23 protein-coding genes and 1 tRNA gene are annotated in these 19,765 nt (G+C 56.7%); 11 read left to right on the plus strand and 13 right to left on the minus strand.

Annotated features, from left to right (window positions below; all coding sequences use genetic code 11):
* Positions 1–64: 64 nt before the first annotated feature.
* Positions 65–1,252 (minus strand): glycosyltransferase family 4 protein, encoded by a 1,188-nt coding sequence (locus JNJ66_00720; protein ID MBL8158960.1) that lies wholly within the window; start codon positions 1,250–1,252, stop codon positions 65–67.
* A gap of 171 nt (positions 1,253–1,423) precedes the next feature.
* On the opposite strand from JNJ66_00720, the gene JNJ66_00725 reads away from it, so the two are divergent.
* Positions 1,424–2,308: a hypothetical protein gene (locus JNJ66_00725; protein ID MBL8158961.1), complete on the plus strand. Its 885-nt coding sequence runs from the start codon at positions 1,424–1,426 to the stop codon at positions 2,306–2,308.
* Here the strand turns inward: JNJ66_00725 and JNJ66_00730 are convergent, their stop codons facing one another.
* From JNJ66_00730 to JNJ66_00750, 5 genes are read right to left on the minus strand one after another with little or no spacing between them, the layout of a single operon-like run.
* On the minus strand, positions 2,309–3,631 hold the full coding sequence (locus tag JNJ66_00730) for a hypothetical protein (GenBank protein MBL8158962.1): 1,323 nt from the start codon (positions 3,629–3,631) through the stop codon (positions 2,309–2,311).
* A gap of 49 nt (positions 3,632–3,680) precedes the next feature.
* Complete coding sequence (zwf, locus tag JNJ66_00735; GenBank protein MBL8158963.1) at positions 3,681–5,117, minus strand: glucose-6-phosphate dehydrogenase; 1,437 nt, start codon at positions 5,115–5,117, stop codon at positions 3,681–3,683.
* Positions 5,110–6,033, minus strand: a complete 924-nt coding sequence (gnd, locus tag JNJ66_00740) for a decarboxylating 6-phosphogluconate dehydrogenase (GenBank protein ID MBL8158964.1) — start codon at positions 6,031–6,033, stop codon at positions 5,110–5,112. The genes zwf and gnd overlap by 8 nt, the downstream gene beginning before the upstream one ends.
* The gene (locus JNJ66_00745) at positions 6,030–6,722 is read right to left on the minus strand and encodes a 6-phosphogluconolactonase (protein ID MBL8158965.1); all 693 of its coding nucleotides are present in this window, start codon (positions 6,720–6,722) and stop codon (positions 6,030–6,032) included. Before JNJ66_00745 ends, gnd begins: the two co-directional genes overlap by 4 nt.
* A gap of 49 nt (positions 6,723–6,771) precedes the next feature.
* A complete protein-coding gene (locus tag JNJ66_00750; GenBank protein MBL8158966.1) occupies positions 6,772–8,004 on the minus strand; it encodes a S49 family peptidase in 1,233 nt (410 codons plus the stop codon).
* Between the two features lie 116 nt (positions 8,005–8,120).
* Here JNJ66_00750 and JNJ66_00755 point away from each other — a divergent pair, with 116 nt between their 5' ends.
* The 5 genes from JNJ66_00755 (at position 8,121) to JNJ66_00775 (ending at position 10,542) form a co-directional block, all read left to right on the plus strand.
* A complete protein-coding gene (locus tag JNJ66_00755; protein MBL8158967.1) occupies positions 8,121–8,639 on the plus strand; it encodes a hypothetical protein in 519 nt (172 codons plus the stop codon).
* A 90-nt stretch (positions 8,640–8,729) separates the two neighbouring features.
* Entirely contained in the window at positions 8,730–9,125 is a 396-nt protein-coding gene (locus tag JNJ66_00760; GenBank protein ID MBL8158968.1) for a hypothetical protein, read from the plus strand.
* Between the two features lie 196 nt (positions 9,126–9,321).
* Positions 9,322–9,398: transfer RNA gene (locus JNJ66_00765), tRNA-Met, on the plus strand.
* Positions 9,399–9,455: 57 nt separating this feature from the next.
* On the plus strand, positions 9,456–10,130 hold the full coding sequence (locus tag JNJ66_00770; protein MBL8158969.1) for a hypothetical protein: 675 nt from the start codon (positions 9,456–9,458) through the stop codon (positions 10,128–10,130).
* 160 nt (positions 10,131–10,290) lie between these two features.
* Positions 10,291–10,542: a hypothetical protein gene (locus JNJ66_00775; GenBank protein ID MBL8158970.1), complete on the plus strand. Its 252-nt coding sequence runs from the start codon at positions 10,291–10,293 to the stop codon at positions 10,540–10,542.
* A 49-nt stretch (positions 10,543–10,591) separates the two neighbouring features.
* Here JNJ66_00775 and JNJ66_00780 read toward each other — a convergent pair whose 3' ends face one another.
* The gene (locus JNJ66_00780) at positions 10,592–11,458 is read right to left on the minus strand and encodes a hypothetical protein (protein MBL8158971.1); all 867 of its coding nucleotides are present in this window, start codon (positions 11,456–11,458) and stop codon (positions 10,592–10,594) included.
* Between the two features lie 87 nt (positions 11,459–11,545).
* Entirely contained in the window at positions 11,546–12,013 is a 468-nt protein-coding gene (locus JNJ66_00785; GenBank protein MBL8158972.1) for a DUF4385 domain-containing protein, read from the minus strand.
* Between the two features lie 186 nt (positions 12,014–12,199).
* On the opposite strand from JNJ66_00785, the gene JNJ66_00790 reads away from it, so the two are divergent.
* From JNJ66_00790 to JNJ66_00810, 5 genes are all read left to right on the plus strand, one after another.
* A complete protein-coding gene (locus JNJ66_00790) occupies positions 12,200–12,445 on the plus strand; it encodes a hypothetical protein (GenBank protein ID MBL8158973.1) in 246 nt (81 codons plus the stop codon).
* 155 nt (positions 12,446–12,600) lie between these two features.
* Entirely contained in the window at positions 12,601–13,335 is a 735-nt protein-coding gene (locus JNJ66_00795) for a hypothetical protein (protein ID MBL8158974.1), read from the plus strand.
* Entirely contained in the window at positions 13,336–13,617 is a 282-nt protein-coding gene (locus JNJ66_00800; protein MBL8158975.1) for a hypothetical protein, read from the plus strand.
* Between the two features lie 28 nt (positions 13,618–13,645).
* Complete coding sequence (locus JNJ66_00805) at positions 13,646–15,022, plus strand: NAD(P)/FAD-dependent oxidoreductase (protein MBL8158976.1); 1,377 nt, start codon at positions 13,646–13,648, stop codon at positions 15,020–15,022.
* Positions 15,023–15,064: 42 nt separating this feature from the next.
* Positions 15,065–16,057 (plus strand): hypothetical protein, encoded by a 993-nt coding sequence (locus JNJ66_00810; GenBank protein MBL8158977.1) that lies wholly within the window; start codon positions 15,065–15,067, stop codon positions 16,055–16,057.
* A gap of 10 nt (positions 16,058–16,067) precedes the next feature.
* On the opposite strand, the gene JNJ66_00815 is transcribed toward JNJ66_00810, so the two are convergent.
* The 5 genes from JNJ66_00815 to JNJ66_00835 form a co-directional block, all read right to left on the minus strand.
* Positions 16,068–16,451 carry a hypothetical protein gene (locus JNJ66_00815; protein ID MBL8158978.1) on the minus strand — a complete coding sequence of 128 codons (384 nt, stop codon included), beginning with the start codon at positions 16,449–16,451 and terminating at the stop codon, positions 16,068–16,070.
* Between the two features lie 33 nt (positions 16,452–16,484).
* On the minus strand, positions 16,485–17,999 hold the full coding sequence (locus tag JNJ66_00820; GenBank protein ID MBL8158979.1) for a hypothetical protein: 1,515 nt from the start codon (positions 17,997–17,999) through the stop codon (positions 16,485–16,487).
* A 125-nt stretch (positions 18,000–18,124) separates the two neighbouring features.
* Positions 18,125–18,379, minus strand: a complete 255-nt coding sequence (locus JNJ66_00825) for a DUF2283 domain-containing protein (GenBank protein MBL8158980.1) — start codon at positions 18,377–18,379, stop codon at positions 18,125–18,127.
* A gap of 103 nt (positions 18,380–18,482) precedes the next feature.
* A complete protein-coding gene (locus JNJ66_00830; GenBank protein MBL8158981.1) occupies positions 18,483–18,791 on the minus strand; it encodes a hypothetical protein in 309 nt (102 codons plus the stop codon).
* 1 nt (position 18,792) lies between these two features.
* Positions 18,793–19,605, minus strand: coding sequence for a hypothetical protein (locus JNJ66_00835; GenBank protein MBL8158982.1), 813 nt, complete (start codon positions 19,603–19,605; stop codon positions 18,793–18,795).
* Positions 19,606–19,765: the final 160 nt, after the last annotated feature.

Consider the following 19,765-nt stretch of genomic DNA (forward strand, 5'->3'; position numbering starts at 1 on the left):
ACACTGAAAGCTATGCTTATTTAAGCATAGCCCTTGTGAAATGTATATCGTCCGCCCATGCAGATTAATAGCGGCGCAGTATGCCGCCGACACCCCGCACGCGCTGTATCAGCCGGCGGGCAGCCTGCCCCGGGCGCAGGGCCGTTTTGTCCTGAGCGGCAGTGGCAGTGCCTTCGATGATCGAGGCAAAGACCGCCTCGTAATGGTCGGCCATGATCGCGGCCGAGAAGCGCTCTACCACATGGCGGTGGCAATCTTCGGGACGGATGGTATCAAGCCGGTCGACGGCTGCCGCCATATCACTGAGCGTGTCCACGACAAAGCCGGTCTTACCGTGCTCCACTACCTCTGGCACCGAGCCGCGGCGCAAGGCCAGCACCGGCGTGCCGCAGGCCATCGCTTCGGCCATGGCCAAGCCGAATGGCTCCTCCCACTGAACGGGCATCATGAAAGCCTTGGCCTTCTGGTAATAGCGCACTACCTGCTCTTGGGCGACAAAACCGAGAAAGAGAATCTTTTCATTCAGTTGCGGCCGAATATGTTGTTCAAAATACCCTTGGTGCTCCGGGGGTACGCGACCGATGATATAGAGCTGACGGTCGGTCATCTGCGCCACCTGGATCGCCTCTTTGACGCCCTTTTCCGGCACGATACGGCCAGCGAACAACAGGTATTCGTCATGCGCTTCCTCGCTGTAGGTGAAACGGTCCAGATCGATGCCGTTATAGACAGTGGCGGCATATGGCAGGTCGGGTGCGGACTGGCGTTGATTCTCGGAAATTGAAATAAAGTACTGGTTGGGAGTCTGGTATGTCTCGAGCATCTCGCGCATCCAGGGCGAAATTGGATCGTGCAGCGTGTACGCTACCTTCACATCCGGATATTGATGTACAAAAGGCAACGCCATTTCAAAGTGGTGAAAATGCAGCAGGTCGTATTCGCCGCGGCTGGCGCGCTCGAACATTTCGCGCACAAAAATAGAGTCCCACAGACCCGGAGCGTTGTGGGCCAATGCTTCGCTGTCGCCAAGCATAGCCTCAAATTCATCATAATCTTTTACGCGCGCCCGCTGGTTCAGCGTTACCACGCTGCTGGCGCGAAGGTGGGTGCCGATCGGGCCATAATAATCCACCGTGTGGCCGCGTTGCACCAACTGCTCGGTGATGGCGACCGCCAGGTCGATAGGCGCGTAAATCATGCTTTCCGGACGCGGTGCCGGAATATAACCGCGCACGATAGTGGCTATTTTCATTGCCTCTTCTGATTCTCCTGTTCAAAGTCAGTCCGCCGCTCTGCATGCACTATCACGTGCAAGGCCAGAAGCAAACCTAACAATTGATTATACCACAACTTATCCACAGGTGCTGTGGGCCGGAGTTGCTTTAAGCTACGCCTCCGGCCTGCATGCTATGCTAATTTCCGTATGCGAGAAAGGATACCCATCGGCTCACTGCGCTACGATATCTGGCGGAAATACCGCTATTTCCTGGCTCTGACAGTATTTCTCGCGGCCGGCTTTTATATGGCCGGGGCGGTCTTTTCCCTGCCATTGCCAGAAGTGCACAACGTCACCGGCAATGACATCTCATTTCCACAGTGCGGCAAAGATTTCCCTAAAGGCCAGGCCTTTGGCGTCGTCGGCGTCAACGGCGGCGTCGCCACCCGCACTAACCCCTGCCTGAGCGAGCAGCTGCGCTGGGCGGCGGGCTCCAGTGGCATCGGCGTCGGACAGTTGCGCGTCCAGTTATATGTGAATACCGGCAATCCGTACGATCCGACAGCGCCAAGCTGGCCTCGCGACCATGTCGATCCCTTGGGGAATCCGACCCGCAATCCACACGGCCGCTGCGACGGCACCGCCAGCCACGCTTGTGCCTGGCAGTACGGCTGGAACCGGTCGGTCGAGGCAGTGCACTTCCGCTTCAAGCCGGCCGCACGCGCGGCACACATGGTGCAGAACCCGCGCACCTACCGCTGGTGGCTGGATGTAGAGACTATGAACAGCTGGCAGGAAGGCTCACCAGAGGCCCTGGCCAGCAACCGGGCCGTACTGGAAGCGATGGCGGCGTTTTATCAGTACAACAAGCTGCACCTGGGCATCTATTCCACTTCGTACCAGCTGGGCAAAATCGTCGGCGAGCTGCCGTCGGACAGCCGCCTGCACGGCATCGATACCTGGCTGGCCGGCGGCGAGGACGCCGAATACGCCGCCACTAAATGCAACGACCCGCCCCTTACACGCGGCGGGCGGGTCGTTATGGTGCAGTACATCCGCGACAACTTCGACTTCAACTACTCCTGTCTGTAACTACTCTTTTTCGAGGATACGCTTGGTCTCTACCTTATACAGCTCCACGTTGGGCTGGTCAAAACTGTTGACGTTCATCAGGTGGCCCAGATACATCATTTCCAGCATCTTGAACTGCAGGTAGGCGCCGAGGGTGCGCTCGTCAATCCGCTCCAGCATGACGGTCATGTTGGGCAGGGCGGCGTTATCGTAGGCGATCTTGGTGCCATGGTAGATGGCCTGCATGATGTCGCTGACACGGCGGCCCTGGATGATCGGCACCAGGCCCGGGAAGACGCGGTCGGCCTCACGCGGGATGGCGATGTCGTCACTCTCTCTGGTGTAGACAAACGTGGTAATCTTGTCCTTCGGCCCGCCCAGGTACAGCTGTCCCACAGAGTGCAGATCAGTCGAACCCAGCGACACCGTCGGGGTGATGCCGGCAAAGATGGTCTCACCTTCCAGCGACTGCTCTTTGCCGACGCTCTCACCCATCAGCTGCCGGTACCACTTGCCCAGTGATTCCAGTTGCGGGTTAAAGAAGAAATTGTCGTTGATGACCGCTGACTGTGCGTGATAATAGCCGATGACCGCCGCCGACTGCGCCGCCAGGTTGTCGCCATCCTGCTTCAGACAGTCGTCGCGCAGTTGCTGGGCTCCCTCGCGCAGGGCCACGATGTCACAGCCGATGGTCGCCAGTGGGAACAGCCCCACGGCCGACAGCACCGAGTAGCGCCCGCCCACCGTCGCCGGCAGGGCCAGCCGGTCGATACCGAGCTCGCCAGCCTGGTTCCACAGTGCCGACCCTTCGTCGGTGATGGCAACGACGCGCGACACCAGGGTGGACAGGTCGCCGAACCGCCCCTTCAGCGTCTGCATGATCACCTCGAAGTTGGCCAGCGTCTCCGTGGTGCCACCGGACTTGCTGATGACGCTGACAATCAGCTCTTCGGGTTTCTCCAGCTGGGCCGCCAGCGCGGTGAAGGCCCGCAGCCATTCCGGACTGGTCGTTTCGGCGAAGAGCAGTTTGGGCATACGCTCCGGACGCAGGCCGTCGGCGTAGCCGTACAGCGCGTCATAGACCGCCTTGGTACCAAGGTTAGAGCCACCGATGCCGACGACGATATGGTATTTCAACGCATCATTGCGCAGCGCATGGGCCGTCTGCATGACGTGCTCCAGCAGCGCCTCGTCGCTTGGCAGCACCGCCGAACTCTCCGCAGCATCATAGACGCCACTGCCGATGACGCTGCGCAGCCGGTCGCTGTAGTCCTCGGTCGCTGCCAGCAGCTGCCTGAAATCTTCGTCGCTGTTCAGCTGTGGGTCGTACTGTAATGTAAGCATTCTCTTGTCTCCTTGCGTTATCGTCATTGCCTTAGTGTCTTACGCCGCGCTATCGCCAGCTGGCACCAGCCTTTTCGGCCAGCTCGTCGGCCGCCGCCGGCCCCCAGCTGCCGCCCGTATAAAACTGCAGGCCGGTGCCGTCCTGACCCCAGCGCTGCACTACCGCCTCGATTATCCGCCAGCTGGCCAGTACTTCATCGGCACTGGCAAACAGCGTCTTGTCGCCGCGCAGCGCGTCCAGCAGTACCCGCTCATAGGCATCAGGATGGCCGCCCGGCGTGTCAAACGAGCGGTGATAGGAAAAGTCCATATGCACCGGCTCCACCGCGTCACTCAGACCCGGCTTCTTGGCCAGCAGCTGCAGGCCGATGCCCTCGCCCGGCTGGATGCGGATGGTCAGGATGTTGTCATCTGTCAGGTGGCTTTCATCGGTGAAGTCGATGCGGATGTCAATCGTCTTCTCGGCCAGGGCCTTGCCGGTCCGCAGCAGTACCGGCACGCCGCGCCAGGCCTCAGTATCGATGGAGAGGCGCAAGGCGGCGTACGTCTCGACGGTGCTGGTAGGATTGCCGGTTTCGTCGCGGTATGTGTCGTACTGGCCGCGCACGGCCTGCTCCGGCACGTCATCGGCGCTAATCGGCTGAATCGCCTCCAGCAATTCCAGCTTACGGGCATGGATGGCCTCCGAAGACAGGCTTTCCGGCTCGGCCATCGTCACCAGCGCCAGCAGTTGCAACACATGGCTCTGGATAAGGTCGCGCAGGGCGCCGGTCTGTTCATAAAAATCAGTGCGCCCCTCAATACCGATAGCTTCGGCAGCCGTCACCACTATCGATTTGACCGTCCCGGCATGCCAGGCCGTCCTGAACAGCGGGTTGCGGAAGCGGAAGGTCAGGATGTTCTGGGCCGTCTCTTTGGCCAGGTAGTGGTCGACACGGTAAATCTGCTCCTCGGTAAAATGCGTTGCCAGGTCGGCGATCAACTGCCGGGCAGAGGCCAGGTCGTAGCCAAAGGGCTTTTCTATCAGCAGGCGGGATTCGGCCGCCTCATCATGGCGGCAGCCGCGCTGCAGGCCGCTTTCGCCCAGGCGCAGCGCCATCTGTGAGAACTGTTGGGCCGGTACCGAGAGATAGAACAGGCGCGCCATACAGACGCCAGCTGCGTCTTCGGCGGTATCCAGCCGGTTGCGCAATCCCTGGTAATCCGCGCCGTTCATCATATCCATGGTAACGATTTCCGTCCGGGCCCGCAGCCGCTCCAGCAGCGCCGGCTCGGCTTTCTCGCCCAACGTCTGTGCCAGTTTTTCAAAGACCGTCTCCACCTGCAGCTGGCGCCGGGTGGTGCCGATCAGCCGGAAGGTCTCCGGCAACAACTGGTACTTCTCCAGATAATACAGGGCGGGCAGCAATTTGCGGTTGGCCAGGTCGCCAGTGATACCAAAGATTACCAGGCTGGCCGGCGGCAATGTCGGCGCGGCATTAAGCATGTGGATTCTCCTTATTGATGGCATTGATGGCATGCCCGCCAAAACCGTTCCTGGTCGCAGCCAGCAGTTTGGTGCCGTAATTGACGCCGCCCTGGCGTGAGGCCAGCCGCACCGCCAGTGAGGCCGCCAATACCGGCGTCTCGATAGCCTGGGCCATGGCTGTCTCTACCGTCCAGCGCCCCTCGCCGGACTCCGCCACGAAGCCGTCGATGCCCTGCAGCTCGGGGTTCTGCTTCAGCACGGCCGCGATGATCGCATTCAGCCCGCTCTGCACGATACTGCCGTGTTGCCACAGTTCCGCCACTGCTGCCACATCCACCTCCGGGTAGTCTTTACCCTCCTTGAGCAGCCGGAACCCTTCGGCATAGGCCTGCATCAGCCCGTATTCGATGCCGTTATGGACCATTTTGACGTAGTGGCCGGCACCGCTGGGACCGACATGGCCATAGCCACCGGGCTGCGACAGGGCTTGCAAAAGCGGCTCAATCTGTTCATACGCAGCCCTTTCGCCGCCTGCCATAGTGCAATAGCCATTATCAAGTCCTAGTACACCACCGCTAGTGCCAACATCTACCAGTGGCACACCATAGGTAGCGCACCGCTCGGCGTGACGGCGAGTATCACGAAAATCGGAGTTGCCGCCATCAATGATGATGCTGCCCGGCTGCAACGTCGGCAGCAGCCGCTCCAGCTCATCGGTCACGCGGGAGGCTGGAATCATCAGCCAGATGACCGCTGGTACTGGCAGCAGGGCGGCCAGCTCAGTGGAATCGCCGGCAGCAGTAGCACCATAGGACACGGCCGTATCGATATTTTCCTGGTGATGGTCGGTCACTACCACCTCATGCCCGGCCGCGAGCAGCCGCCGCACCATCGGCAGCCCCATCTTGCCCAGACCCACGAATCCTATTTTCATGCCGCTTCCTCACTCCGCTCCGTCTGATCGGTGAAAATGACTACCCGCCCGGCCGCCTTCAGCGCCTGTGCCGGCTGCTGTTCCACCGTCAGCTCCTCATGGAACTCCTGTAGCGCGGGCAACTTTTCTTCGCCTACCGCGTAGGCCACCGCCAGGTCCAGCTTGGCAATCGCAGGCGCGGTGATGGTGATGCGCTGGTAATCCGGCCCCTGGAAGCCCGCCACCAGCCGTTCACTCTGCAGCGCTTCGCTGCCAGGCAGCAACCCGGCGGTATGGCCGTCGGCACCGATGCCGAACAGCCCGACGCTGAACTCTGACTCGCGCAGCGCCACCTCGACCATCTGGCTGTACTTTTCAATTATCGTTGCAAAATCGTCATCGCCAAGCATCGGATAACAGACGAACTTTTCCGCCATGAAACCGGCTTCGCGCAGCTTACGCCAATTGGCATCGGGGTGGTCCGGCAGCCCATAGCGCTCGTCCACCTGCAGCACCAGCAGCTTCTGTGAGGCGGGCAGGCGCGTCGATGCCCTGGCCGCCAGCGTTGCCGCCGAGCCGCCGGATACGAACCATACTACCCGCTTGCCTGCCGCAAGCGCTCCTCCGATTTCTCCAACCAGCCGGTCTACAGCCAGTTTTGCCGGCGTGACGGCAACGAATTCAATCCTGTCGATGGCAGTCCCCTCCATATTCCTCCCCATTATAGTGCGGGGCGGCAGGAGACACCACTGCTCACGCTTACTTTTGGCTGCACAGCTGGGCTAAGTTGCCGTGATAGGCCATGGGTGCGGCCGCCTCGGAACAGATCTTAGGTGGAGCAGCCACCGCACTCCGGGCCTGTTTCTGCTGGCCGAACAGGCGGGCACCAAAAGCGCCCCACGGACTATCCGCCTCTGCCGAATCAGTCACTACTTCAAACTCGCCCCACTGCAGCTCGGCAGCCTTGGCCAGTTCGTTGTAGGCCTGCTCGCGGCTGGCAACGCCATCGATAAGCTTGCGGCGCAGCGCGCCTTCCTCGCCGTACAGATGCGCGCCGATGCCGTTCCTGATTTCGTCCTCGCTTATCTTGCGCCCCTCGGCGACATGCTTCACAAACAGATTGTAGTTATCGTTGACGCTTTCCTGAAAAATCGATAGCTCCTTCTCGCTCAGACGGCGGAAGGGGTTGCCGGCGTCCTTGCCCTCGCCCGCGGTAATATACATCTCCTCGATGCCGCCCTGCGTCACCACGCCGCCGCCCAGCAGGCCGCCATCGATGGCAGTCGGGTTGTTGTAGTACGTGAACGGCCCGAAGATGACGCCGATGCTGCCGATACCGGTGCCGGCATCCGCCAGTATCTTATCCGTGCCAGCCGCCGCCCAGTAGGCACCAGAGGCGGCATACCCTTGTACGTGCGCATAGACCGGGTTGCCGGTGCGGTCGCGGTACTGCTTGATGCCATCGCTGATGGCCTTTGAGCCGAAGATAGTGCCGCCAGGCGAATCGATTTCCAGGATGACACCGTCATAACCCTCATTGACCGCTTCCAGCAGGCGGGCTTTGACATCGTAGCCATACACGGCTTCCGGCGCACCAAAGAGCGAGCCCAGGCTGTCTGACGGGTCGCTCGACCCCTCGATGGGACCCTTGAGCTTGATGGACAGCAACTGATGGGACGCTCCAGGCTCGCCATAAACAGAGTTGAGATAGCCCCCACCGGCAGCACCCGCCCCGCCCGCCGCCATGGCCCCCAGGATGATGAAGCCGATGATCATGCCGAAGAAGGCCAGTCCGGACCAGAAGCTGATGGCCAGCGTGGCCACCGATGAGACCACCGCCGTGCTTGAAGCCAACTTGAGCTGCTTGATGAAAAAGGATTCGTGCTTGTGGGGCTGCGGTTGCGGCACTGCGGGCGGGTGGGGCTGTGACTGTGTGCGTTCGCCCGTCTGCCTGCCGGCATGTCCGCCGCGTCCGTTTATTGGTGAGTCCATGGCTGTTCCCCTATCTTTTTTGTTGCGTCGATGTTTCCCCTCATTATATACTAGCCGGCTGATTTTGCGCACTGGCGTCAGTGCCGCGCTTGGAGTACACTCGAAGTGAAACAGTCATGAAAACAAATATCCACCGCCCCGCCGGCCCCCGCACCATCATCCTGCTGATCATCTTTGTGGCGCTCGCCATCGCTGCCGCCCTGCTGTATACGCTGCAGGCAAGCGCCCAAGCCCGTGAGCGCGATGCCAAGCGTCTCAGCGACCTGAAGGTCATGCGCGGCGTCGTCGAACGCTACAATGATATCAACGGCAGCTATCCCTTGCCCTCCAACGGCAGCGGCACCTGGTCCGGCCACTGCCCGGATTATGGCGACAACGACGAGTTCATTACGAAAGTAGCGCCCGACTACATCGTCGAGCTGCCCAAAGACCCGCGCTTCGACACCGGCAGCCAGTGCTACCTCTATAATTCCAATGGCACCGACTACATGATAGTGGCCAACCGGGCCATGGAAAGCGCCTGCGGCAGTGACCTCGGCGACCCTTGCAACAGCGACGAGCTGCAGGCCTTCGACCGCCCCAACGACCACAGCCCCAGCGCCGCAGTGTACAGCCCCGGTGCCCGCGACTGGTAGTAATTTTTACCCATTTGCTTTGCAATAACGAGCTATAGATTTTATAGTTACAAGTGTCAGCAGTTCCTCTGCAGAACGGATGATGGATTGATGAGCTACACCTCGTCAGACGTCCACTACGGCACGAAGATCAACAAGGCGGCCTGCCTGGGTGGCGCCCGGACCGATGCCATGTTCGACGTCGCCGCCGAGCGGTTGCTCGAACTGGCCGGCTGGACCGTCGACGGCCTCGACCGCTTGGCCTGCCCGACAGACGCCAACGAATGGGACGTCATGGGCATGGTCGAGCACCAGCGCCGCCGCCGACAGGTCACCAACTTTCCCAACAGCTCCTTCCTGCGCTCACGGGCGAAGGATTTCATGCCAGGGGAAACAGACCTGAAGGTCCTGGTAGCTGCTGCCTTCCACGAGGCAAAACGCCGGGCCAGGGCCATCCTGGACGCGCGGGCTGCCCGCAAGCAGGAAGACCTGGCCGCCTCCGCATGAGCAGCCGGGGGAGCGTGCCATCCCCCCGGCGCCGGCCTCGGCCGGCAACCAGCGCCCCGGAAGCCCGGCGCATTATAAATAGGGCTTCTTTTACCGCGGCGGGCTTTGTGGCGAACCTCAGTAATCGACTTGGCAACCCACCCCATAACCTGTTATAATCACCGCTGTTGCACGGATACGCATCCGGACGACATATGGCAGCGTAGCTCAGCTGGTTAGAGCGCAGGACTCATAAGCCTGAGGTCACAAGTTCAAGCCTTGTCGCTGCTACCATATTAGAAATTTAGCCTCTTCGGAGGCTATTCTATTTTATTGTGAAAGGCGTATGACATGGGTATGGCCAAAAAAGCAGATGTGAATGATTTGGCAGAGCTGTCCGAACCTTTGATTGACGATGCGGGCAAAAAGTTATTGGAGCGATTTGTTGGCCAGTCATTGTCCGAGCTGGTTCAAGAAATACCTTTGGCCAAATTAGGGCTAGTTGTTGGAAAACTATTTGAAAGTGCACGGGAGTATCACCGTACAAAAAATCTTGTCGCGTTCTTATCCGCTTTTGAAAACGGTGACAAAGCTATGGATGAGTTTGATAAGCTGCAAGAACATACGAAACAATCCTTAAGAGGGCTGGTACTTTCACAGCTAGACCTGCACAGCGACGAAACCCAGGCGAAGGCGCTTGGGTTGACGGTGGACGCGTACCTAACAAGAAAAATCGATAGGGAAACTTTTACCGGTATTGTTGCGGAATTGAAAAGCACAAATCCTTTACTTTATTCAGCTCAAACTGCTCCAATTTATATATATCAAGATGACTTAAATAAAAGCATTTTAATCGCAAGAGGCCCTACATATTTACTGCCGGCGGCCTTTGGATACAACACGACGAGCGGCGGCGGGACATGGGGGTCTTCGGCAACCAACAAGTTTGTGCTTACCAAGTTGGGAGTAGGCTTTATAAAGCATGTCTATGGTCCTTATTTCAACGGCATCGCGTCAGATGACTGAGTATTGACGGGCAACCGAAACGCCCAAGAGTCCACAATATTTGGCATAGGCACGCGTCGCATGTAAAAATTAAATATAATTGTACTTTTCATATTTTTGTGGTATAATAGATTAGATACCCGTTAGCAACATAGTAACCAGACTCCCGAAAGGATCAACAATGCCCGCTCCCCGCAGGAAAGCCAACTTTTTCGAGACAGTCGAGGGGGCGCGCATTGAAGAGATTCTGCGTTCGCTTGACTCCGACATCAACTTCAGCACGCCAGCCACTTACAGTGCCGATGGTGAACACTACCCCGACCACCTCATTCCCTTCGTCGATAAGCATCTCAATTACTTGAAGACGCACCCGACGACGGACCCGGAGCAGTATATTGCTAATCTGCGTCTGAAGACGCGCGTGCGGCGCTAAAAGCAAAACGGGCGAAAAGTATCGCCCGTTTTTAATGGGTAACGGTAGGTTAGTTAGCTTTGCCGTTGGCTACGTAACTGACACAATCCCCCTGATTCTTGAATGCCACCCCGGTAAACGTCTTCCACCCACCGTTCTTGCAAGCGTCCTTGCTGTCCGGGAAGGTCGGGCACGGCGTGGTCTGCGTCTGGTTCTGGACGACGGCATTGTCGTTATTCTTGCTGATCTGGCGCACTACCTCACAGGGGTAATTATTAGCCGAATTGTTCTGGCTGATAAAGACGATGTCGAGCACATTGGTGCCGAACGTATTGCCATCAAACGTCAGGTTCGTGTCGGAGACGATGACGAAGCCGCGCGTCTCGTTGACGTAGTTGTTGTTAATCTGACCGCTCGTAGCATTGTTGATATAGGCCGGCTGGCGCAGGTTGTTGAAGGTGTTGCCGGTCAAGTTCAGGCCGGTCAGGCTACCGCCGACTTCCAGGGCGCGTGAAACATGGTCGTTAGCCGCGATGGTGTACTGTCCGCTGAAATCGTTGTTAGAAATAGTCACATCATTCGCCAGGACACCGATGATGTTCTGGTTTGCCTTGTCTGTCTTGACGATGTTCAGGTTATCGATGACCGTTCCAGGTGCCGTGACGTTAAAAAGATAACCCGACCCGCTGGTCGAGATGGTTGCCGAACCGTCACCCTTGATGGTCAGCTGCTTATCGACGTTGATGGTGCTGGCAATGGCACAGTCACCCGTGACGTTCAGCGTGTCGCCGGGGCTGGCCGCCGCCACAGCCGCTGGCAGGTCTGAACAATTGACACTCGTGGTCGCCGCCGATACCGCCCCACTAAAGACGAGCGGTGCCGCCAACAAGGACAGGACACCGCTGATTACTTTGATATTCCAGATATTCTTTCGCATACGCGCCCCTCCGTTTATTGCAGGGAGCTATTATATTCTCCTTGCCAGGACGGGATGTAATGCATATTACAGCAAAGTAGGAAGTGATTAGGTATGACTCTTGCGCCACTGCGCTTTGCGCGCCACATACCCCTCATCCATCCTTGCCCGATCATAATACTCCTTGAATATCCTCGCCGACTCCGCCTTGACCGACGCCTCCGACCCCGGATCCTGTGCAATCACCTTCCCGTCGGCATCATACTTATTCCCCGAAGCGTGATTGGCGTACCGCCGCGACCGCGTCCAGCCCATCTGCAAAAACTTGCGGGCCATGTCCATGCCCACGAAGTCGTCGTCGCGGCCGTATTGCAGGAACATTTCATATATTTTAGTGGCAGACTTCCGGGCCACCTCCGGCGTGGCAAACCGCCAATGCGGCAATATTTCTGATTTATACGGCTCGGCCATCAGCACGCCCTGCTCACCGCGCCCGATGACGTAGCGCTCCGGGTGTTGGCGGAAATCCGTTGAGCGGTAGACATCGGCATAACTGGTATCAGCGGACTGTTTCATGCACAACAGTATGGGCTGCGGCACAGCACTTGGCTATGACATATCTCACCCCGTCACACAAGGCGGCTTGCTACTACGCAATAATTAAAATAGTCTGAATTATTGCGCCTTACGTGTAGCAAATCTCACAGAAGTCCGCCGAGCGCCTCCATATAATGAGAATTACATTAAAAGGAGGCAAAGATTATGGCCGATAGAGACGACGATCGATATGACAGATACGACAGAAATGAGAGCACCCTGCACCACCTCCGCCGTGACATCCGCGATGCACACACCGGCTCCCAGCTCGCCCGCCTATTGTCCGCCTTGGCGCTGATTGCTTCTGTGATTTCCCTGGCCCTGGCTGGATATGCCGTGAACAAAGCCGGCGAAGCCCAAAGTACCGCCAACCGTGCCGTAGAGATTTCCCGCGACGCCCTCGCCCGGTAGGGCCTTCCCGCACCTTCCCCACCACCATTCCCCATCCCATCTTGAAAGAGCGGACCGTGTGTCCGCTCTCTTATTTTTACGCCCGCCGCCCCTGATTTGACACTGCCACGCTACAGCGCGTATAGTGGACGTAGCGAAAGCATAAAAACAAACACATGTTAGACATCTACTCCGGTAACGGGTCCCTCCTCTATTTGGTGGTCATCGCCGGGTTGTTGCATGCCTGCCTGCAACTGCCGCTGGCCACACTGGTCCAGGTCGCCACTCACGCGCTTGGCCGGCGCAAGCATGAACATGTGGGCGTGCTCAGTTTCCTTGTCGTCTTTGGCTACATGGCCGCCATCGTTTCCATGGTGCTTATCTCGGCCGTCCTGCTCATTACCGTCCTGAACAGCACCAACGCCCACCAGATTACCGGCATCATTACCGCCGTCGCCGGCCTCGCCATCATGACCACCTACTTCCGCGAGGGCAGCGGTGCTGCCCTCTGGCTGCCGCGCCGGTTCGCCCATACGCTCTACGCCTTCAGCGAAAAGCCCACCACCACCGAATCGTACGGCCACGCCGCCATGGCCGGCTTCACCGCTGGCTGGTTTGAGGCGATCTTCGCCTTTCCGCTCGTCCTGAGCACTACCGTTCTGGCCTTCTCGCCTGGCGCGCCCGACCCGCAGATCAGCCTCCTCTACTACTGCCTGGCCGCCAGCGTTATCATGCTCATCGCCGCCATCGCGCTGGCCAGCAATGCCAGCCCCACCACGCTGCTCCGCTGGCGCGCCGCCAACAAGCGCTTCTGGCAGCTCTTCACCGGTATGGCCTTCCTGCTCTTCGGCCTCTACGTCACCTCTGGCCAGTACGCCGTCATGACCGTCCAGACTCTGGAGGCACTCTAGGTGACCCGCGCCACCGTTATCGTCAAACGCCTGCCCGGCCACCGCGAGCCATACGACGAGCGCAAGTTATACGCCAGCATCTACGCCAGCTGCCTGGCCGTGCGCGCACCCGTAGGTTCCGCCGAAATCACCGCCGAGCGCATCTGCAGCCTGCTCAAAGACTGGCTGGCAGAGAGGCACGAGGTGACCGCCGCCGACATCCGCCGCGTCGCCGCCGACCACCTGACCGTCTACCACCCCGACGCCGCCTACCTCTATAAACATCACCGCCTCACCATCTAACACGCTAAGACGACCCAAAGGAGACCCCATGGCCCGACCCCACTACGACTACGACCTGATTGTCATCGGCAGCGGTGCCGGCGGCAGCGTCGCCGCCACCATCGCCAACGCCGCCGGTAAACGCGTGGCCATGGTCGAAGCCGGCACGCTTGGTGGCGAATGCCCCAACTGGGGCTGCATTCCCACCAAGGCCATGATCCACATCGCCGATATCTACGCCCAGGCCAAAGACGCCGCCCAATACGGCCTGCGCAGCGGCGCCATGGGTTACAACTACCCCAGCATCCGCGCCTGGAAAGACACCGTCGTCCGCCGCACCGGCGCCGCCAGCAGCCAGAGCTACTACGAAGGCCTCGGCATCGACATCGTCCGCGGCCAGGCCCATTTCCTCGGCAAAAATGAAATTTCTGTGAACCGCACCCACTACACCGCAGAGCATTTCGTCGTGGCCAGCGGCACCCGCACCTTCGTGCCGGATATCCAGGGCTTGCAGGAAACCGGCTACCTCACCAATAAGGAAGCGCTGGAACTCAACCGCCCGCCCAAGACTCTGGCTATTATCGGCGGCGGTGCAATCGGTGTAGAGTTTGCACAGCTCTTCGCCACCTTCGGCACAAAAGTACACATCATCGATATTTCCCCACGCCTGCTGCCCAATGAGGACGGCGAGATCAGTGCCCTCATCGAGCGCGTCTTCAAGCGCAAATACGGCATGCAGCTGACCATGAACGCCCGCGTCACCATGGTGGAGAAAGAGGGCCTCGGCAAGCGCGTCACCTACGAGGTGGGCGGCGAGACCCACTCTTTTAAGACCGACGAAGTCATGGTCGCCACCGGCAAACTGGCCATGACCGACTTCGGCCTGGAAAACGCTGGCATCGAATACGCCCCGCGCAACATATTCGTCAACGAACACCTGCGCACCAGCACGCCCAACATCTACGGCGTCGGCGACGTGGTAGGGCCGTACATGTTCACCCACATGGCTATTTACCAGGGGAAGATTGCGGCGCATAACATCCTCCACCCAAAGAAGCCCATCGCCACCGACTACCGCGCCGTACCGCGCTGCATCTTCATCACGCCTGAGGTTGCCAGCGTCGGCATGACAGAAGAAGAATGCATCAAGCGGGCGTTTGATTATAAGAAGGCGCTAGCACCGCTCAGCATCATCTCTCGCGCCAACATTGAGAATAATAGTGATGGGTTCGTGAAGGTGCTTACCGATAACAAGGGTGTGCTGATTGGGGCGAGTATTGCGGCGCCGCATGCGGGGGAGATGATTCATGAGCTTGCCCTGGCGGTGCAGTTGGGGCTTAAGGCTAGTGATGTGGCGGGGGTGATTCATGCGTATCCTACGTGGAGTGAGGCGGTGCGGGTTGCCTGCGCCAAAATCCAAGCGTAATCTCAATAGCCATACACCCTGTTTTGTTATATAACTATATAAATGACTTCCCATACACAAAAACCGCTAGCCGCTCAGGTCTATGATGAGCTTAAGCATCTCCTAGCTAAAGAGACCTCTCCCTATCTCGCCGCCGATCGTTTCGTCCTGCAAAAAGATGCCTTTGTCCGCCTTAGCGATGATGATATCGAGAGCGACGGCCCCTTCCTCAGCTACGCCTATAACCAGATGACCGGCGACGAAGCCCTCGACTTCGCCCTCTACCTACTGCGTGACTTCTTCGTCTTTGAAATCGGCCCGTCCACATACTCCATGACCTACGAAATATTCGGCCACGACTCCATGAAGGTTGAGGCGATGACCGACGAAGAACTACTCGATGTCGAGCCTTCGGCCATCGCCGCCAACATCCTCCTGACTATCAAGATGCTGCTCAACGGTCAGCTGGCTGTCGGCTGCACCTGGCGCGACGGTGAGCTCCTGGCAAGCGAACTATTCCTGCTAGGCCTCAAGAGCCGCCCTGTCACCCTGGCAGTTAGCAACAATTTCAGCCTGACGCGCCGTGCCGGCCTGGATTATAGCGTCAAGCAGAATCACCTGTTGGATGAGCGCGTCAAGGTCACGCAGGCATATCCGCTGTTGCCCGATACTATCGGCGGCACGCGGGCCTTCCCAGGGCGTGAAGTTGATTCAATTGAAGGCCTGGAGCCGCTCTCCAGGAAACAGCTCGAAGAACTTGAGGTAGCCACCGGCGTCAAACAGCTGACCGGCGACGAAAAGCCCAGGAACTTTTGGAAGTTCTACTATACGTCGATTGAATTTTGGATCATCAGCATCATTGTCATCAGCCCAATGTTGTACCTCCGCCTCTCACCCGACACACCGGAGATATTTAAATCAGTATTCGCACATGCCGTGATGCTGATGATTGCCTGGTCGGTCATCCCGTTTGGCACAGGCCTGGCCATAAGTTGGCGGCGGAGTTTGCAGCATAAACGGGAGGTGGCAGGACGGCGAAAGGATCAGGGCAACTAGCCCATCCGTCCTACTCAGCAGCATCGTCAGAATATTCCTTAATGTTTACCTTTTCGCCCTCAAAATCCACCAGCATACTAGCACGGTAACCGGGCACATCCTCGCCCGGCCAAACATGTACAGACCACATCGGCTCACCCATATACTCGGTATAGCTGGCAATTGCACTCAAGTTATCGCAAGCATCCACTTCGTATCTAGCTTTGATACATTGTTTCTTAGCATAGTCCAGTCCCTTGGCTGCGGCTAAACTTTCCATTCTTTGCATCTGTACTTCGTGTGCACGCAGCAATATAACGATGCCTGCAGCCACTAACACCACTACTGATATGAGGCTTGTAGCGAATTTAATTGCCCAGGATGTTTGCCGTAACTTGTTGATAGTACTCTTCATTTTAGCCTTAAGGCTGCTCGCTTAATGACATGCTCAAGTTAATTCGGCATGACCATCTTTATACAATTTCCTATGGGTAAAGTTGCCGTTATCATACCTGTTTCTAACTATAAAGTTCTTGTCCTCCAGTTTGATGGGGCAACTTTTCTGCAGCTCACGCCTACATGCTTCAAATGTTTCTAAATCCTTTGACTCGGGCAGCTCCAGCGTAAGAAACATGCCGTTACTTGATGACGACAGCCTTGCCAGGAAGGCCGAGCTGTCGTCGCCATGGTCGAGCACCCCGTTCAGCCGGAAATCCACAGAAACCGATAATCGCACCACGGGTCGTGGCTGCAGCTCCTTAGGTATCGCAAGCGCATCGAGATAACCGACCGCCTCTTCAGCCCTGGCGCCATTGATATTCCACTCAAGCGTTCTACCGTACGTCAGCCACGGCAATGGAACCAAGTGATTATTCTCGTTTTTATCTGCTTTACCAAAATCGTTTTCCAGCCTCTTGCGGAGTAATTTAGCAAGAGAATCTTCGCGCCGGCTATAAGCAAAACATTCATACTCCAGCGTTATTGACCGTTCCTTAACTTCGGCAACATTTTGCTCTAAGAATCTTTGGAGAGATTTATATGCCTCAATCGCATTTCTCGTGTGCATAGACTGTTCACCATTGTAGACAATGGAACTTCCAACGAGCTTTGCCCTTGAAATCTTAGCCTCCTCAGCAATTGCCAAAACCCCTTCGCCCTCCAGTAGCCGGTCGTTGCCAACAAACTTTATAAAGCTACTCCACGTCTTCAGCCAGTAATAATCCAGCCACTGCTGCATCTCATCCAAATTCTCAAAGATGATATTCTCAAGCGGCTGCCATGTTGCAATTGAGTATCGCCTCATCCGGCCGACCTTCACAGGATGGCCCTCCGATGCGGACCACTTCTCCTGATTATCCAGAAAAGTATTAGCCATCTGCCTACGTTCACGGCGCCCAATCTTATATGCCTTGCTCTTCAGTGGCTCTTTCGTCGGGTCGTTACCCTTCCAACGATTGAAACTGGTTGATATTGCAACGTGCTTAAACCCTTTGCCAAAACGACTTGGGAATGACAGCTCATACCCATACGTATACTTACCATCATGAATTGCCCAACCGATATTGCCTTCACGCTTGTAAAACTCAAACTGACCACCAAAACGTGGGGCAAGGTGCTTTTTGGCCTCGCTGCGCACCCTGGCAACGGGCATGTCGCCCGCTAGTACCATTTTGTTCTGTGCGGAATTGTCTTTGCCATCAAGGGCACTTTTCAGCCCACCACCCCTTTTTCTGCAGTCATCATGAAAGCCCTTGGGGTCTACCGACAAACGGCCAGTTATTATCTGGTAGAATTTTTCCGCCACCGCTTCACGGTCGGCGTCCTGGTTCTTTTCATACCACAAGAACAGTTCGTATGCTTCGGGGTCATACTCATTGGATGGCGCCTCGGCTGTGATAAGGCCGCAGGGATCCCAGTCGCGTACATAGTTCTTTATGGCCGATTGGCCAGGTGGGTTTTGCATACTAACCGCTTTGTGTATCTTTCATCTTATTGCAAGTATAGCTCACGCGATGGGCTACCGCCCACCACTAGCACCCGCTACACGTTGACCATGGCTATTCGTTGTCAAGCAAAACTGCAAGGTTTTTAGCGCATCTTTGCTATCATATGCGGGGCTACTTTATTGGCATCAAGTATCTCAATGCCCAAAAGCCTCCCCTGACTGTCAAAATCAAGATTGATGCCACCCTTCACACTCTCAGGTAGGCCCTCACAAATATATGTCTTATCGACCTCACCGTCATCTATCTGCTTGGTGTAGATGTAGGCTGCGTTCGCCTCTTGATCGTATGTGAAAACAAACGTTTGATTTTGTTCGATGTACTCCTGGTTCTGAATCATTGTGCCTTCTTTCAATCACCCCTTATCCTGCAGTCATCATAACCCACCCTTAAACGGCTAGCCATTTGTAAAGCGTTTTGCCGTTCGTCCAACGACGCAGCGCTTAAGATTTTAGATAAGCCTTGCGAGCTGCACAGTAGACGCTATGTCCTTGTCGCAAACTACTTTGTAGCTGGATAAGGAAGTAAATTACTGTTCCAACCAAAATAACGAGTGCGAATTGCTGTCGAGGACTGTTGACCGTATCTTCCACGATCGTTTCAAATGAGAGAAGCGCACCAATCACCACCAGCACTAGTATGATTGTCAGCATTATAGTGAATACTTGATCTTTTGGGTTTCTCTCTAGCAGCGCTTTAGGGGTTTTGCCGCATACACAAGCCTTAATTTTTTTTTCTACAAACAAGGGCATATCATCTCCTGCGCTTATGATTACTCCAGTAGTTACCCCCGTAGTTTAACCCTTGCTGGATAGAATATCCATAAACAGCACCTTTTACTTGTTTTTTGAGTCGCAGCTGTGCAGGTTTCTTCCTTAGTGCACCTACTGCTGATTTATAGTGCCTTGGCTTACCCGCAACTTTACCAAAATATTTTACAACATGCTTGGCGCCTGCTAGTTTTCCTCCTACCCTATTGATGACAAAATCCGATGCCGCCGCCCATGCCCCTGAAGCGACTGCTTTTTTAAGACTTCCTGTATTTCTATAGGTTCGTGCGCCAGCACCAACTCCAGCAGCTGCTGCCGTTGCAATTGCGACGCCTAAGCATATGCCGCCAGAGCCAATTATGCATGCGGCAAGTCCGATGCCTGCAGCAACCATTTCTCTGTTGTCTGAGATCCAACGTGCAGCCCCCATAAGAGCCCCACCCACACTCCATTGCCCGTTTAAATCGAAATCATTAACTGGATCAGGAGGGTAGACGTAATTATTCTCTACTCCACCCTCCACTGTATCGACTTGCAAGAAGCGACCCAAAGATGACACATATACCCTTGCCCCCATTTGCACAGGAGAAAGTTTTAAGTAAGTTTCTGAAAACTTCTCATGCTGCCCTACCCACCCAAAACTACCAAACACACCAGTGTTATCCGGCTTACTCGTACCAATAGTCTGCCCAAACGGATCGTACATGAAGTCGCCTGTCTTCGTCCCGCTAGCGTCAGTGGTGGTCATCACATCACCATGGATATTAGGTAACGAGAATGCTTTCTGGTCATTCACGCTAGCCTCAGTCGGGCGAACTGTCAGCAATGCACCACCAGGCAGCTGGAAATACTTCTCAGTAACAGTCCAGTCCGCACGTCGAGCGAGGTCTGGCGCGTCGCCCGGCGTCGTAAACCCATACCACTGCGCATCCGTATTCACCCCATTCTCCTGCATC

This window comes from Candidatus Saccharibacteria bacterium, from assembly GCA_016789455.1.
GTDB lineage: Bacteria > Patescibacteriota > Saccharimonadia > Saccharimonadales > Saccharimonadaceae > CAIJKY01.

Excerpts from the sequence above, each read along its gene's own strand:
- JNJ66_00750 (MBL8158966.1), bottom strand. The coding sequence starts at position 8,004 with ATGGACTCACCAATAAACGGACGCGGCGGACATGCCGGCAGGCAGACG.
- JNJ66_00815 (MBL8158978.1), bottom strand. The coding sequence starts at position 16,451 with ATGAAGAGTACTATCAACAAGTTACGGCAAACATCCTGGGCAATTAAA.
- JNJ66_00760 (MBL8158968.1), top strand. The coding sequence starts at position 8,730 with ATGAGCTACACCTCGTCAGACGTCCACTACGGCACGAAGATCAACAAG.
- JNJ66_00785 (MBL8158972.1), bottom strand. The coding sequence starts at position 12,013 with ATGAAACAGTCCGCTGATACCAGTTATGCCGATGTCTACCGCTCAACG.
- JNJ66_00780 (MBL8158971.1), bottom strand. The coding sequence starts at position 11,458 with ATGCGAAAGAATATCTGGAATATCAAAGTAATCAGCGGTGTCCTGTCC.
- JNJ66_00795 (MBL8158974.1), top strand. The coding sequence starts at position 12,601 with ATGTTAGACATCTACTCCGGTAACGGGTCCCTCCTCTATTTGGTGGTC.
- JNJ66_00730 (MBL8158962.1), bottom strand. The coding sequence starts at position 3,631 with ATGCTTACATTACAGTACGACCCACAGCTGAACAGCGACGAAGATTTC.
- JNJ66_00805 (MBL8158976.1), top strand. The coding sequence starts at position 13,646 with ATGGCCCGACCCCACTACGACTACGACCTGATTGTCATCGGCAGCGGT.
- JNJ66_00770 (MBL8158969.1), top strand. The coding sequence starts at position 9,456 with ATGGGTATGGCCAAAAAAGCAGATGTGAATGATTTGGCAGAGCTGTCC.
- JNJ66_00790 (MBL8158973.1), top strand. The coding sequence starts at position 12,200 with ATGGCCGATAGAGACGACGATCGATATGACAGATACGACAGAAATGAG.
- JNJ66_00810 (MBL8158977.1), top strand. The coding sequence starts at position 15,065 with ATGACTTCCCATACACAAAAACCGCTAGCCGCTCAGGTCTATGATGAG.
- zwf (MBL8158963.1), bottom strand. The coding sequence starts at position 5,117 with ATGCTTAATGCCGCGCCGACATTGCCGCCGGCCAGCCTGGTAATCTTT.
- JNJ66_00755 (MBL8158967.1), top strand. The coding sequence starts at position 8,121 with ATGAAAACAAATATCCACCGCCCCGCCGGCCCCCGCACCATCATCCTG.
- JNJ66_00825 (MBL8158980.1), bottom strand. The coding sequence starts at position 18,379 with ATGATTCAGAACCAGGAGTACATCGAACAAAATCAAACGTTTGTTTTC.
- JNJ66_00725 (MBL8158961.1), top strand. The coding sequence starts at position 1,424 with ATGCGAGAAAGGATACCCATCGGCTCACTGCGCTACGATATCTGGCGG.
- JNJ66_00745 (MBL8158965.1), bottom strand. The coding sequence starts at position 6,722 with ATGGAGGGGACTGCCATCGACAGGATTGAATTCGTTGCCGTCACGCCG.
- JNJ66_00820 (MBL8158979.1), bottom strand. The coding sequence starts at position 17,999 with ATGCAAAACCCACCTGGCCAATCGGCCATAAAGAACTATGTACGCGAC.
- JNJ66_00720 (MBL8158960.1), bottom strand. The coding sequence starts at position 1,252 with ATGAAAATAGCCACTATCGTGCGCGGTTATATTCCGGCACCGCGTCCG.
- JNJ66_00775 (MBL8158970.1), top strand. The coding sequence starts at position 10,291 with ATGCCCGCTCCCCGCAGGAAAGCCAACTTTTTCGAGACAGTCGAGGGG.
- JNJ66_00830 (MBL8158981.1), bottom strand. The coding sequence starts at position 18,791 with ATGCCCTTGTTTGTAGAAAAAAAAATTAAGGCTTGTGTATGCGGCAAA.
- gnd (MBL8158964.1), bottom strand. The coding sequence starts at position 6,033 with ATGAAAATAGGATTCGTGGGTCTGGGCAAGATGGGGCTGCCGATGGTG.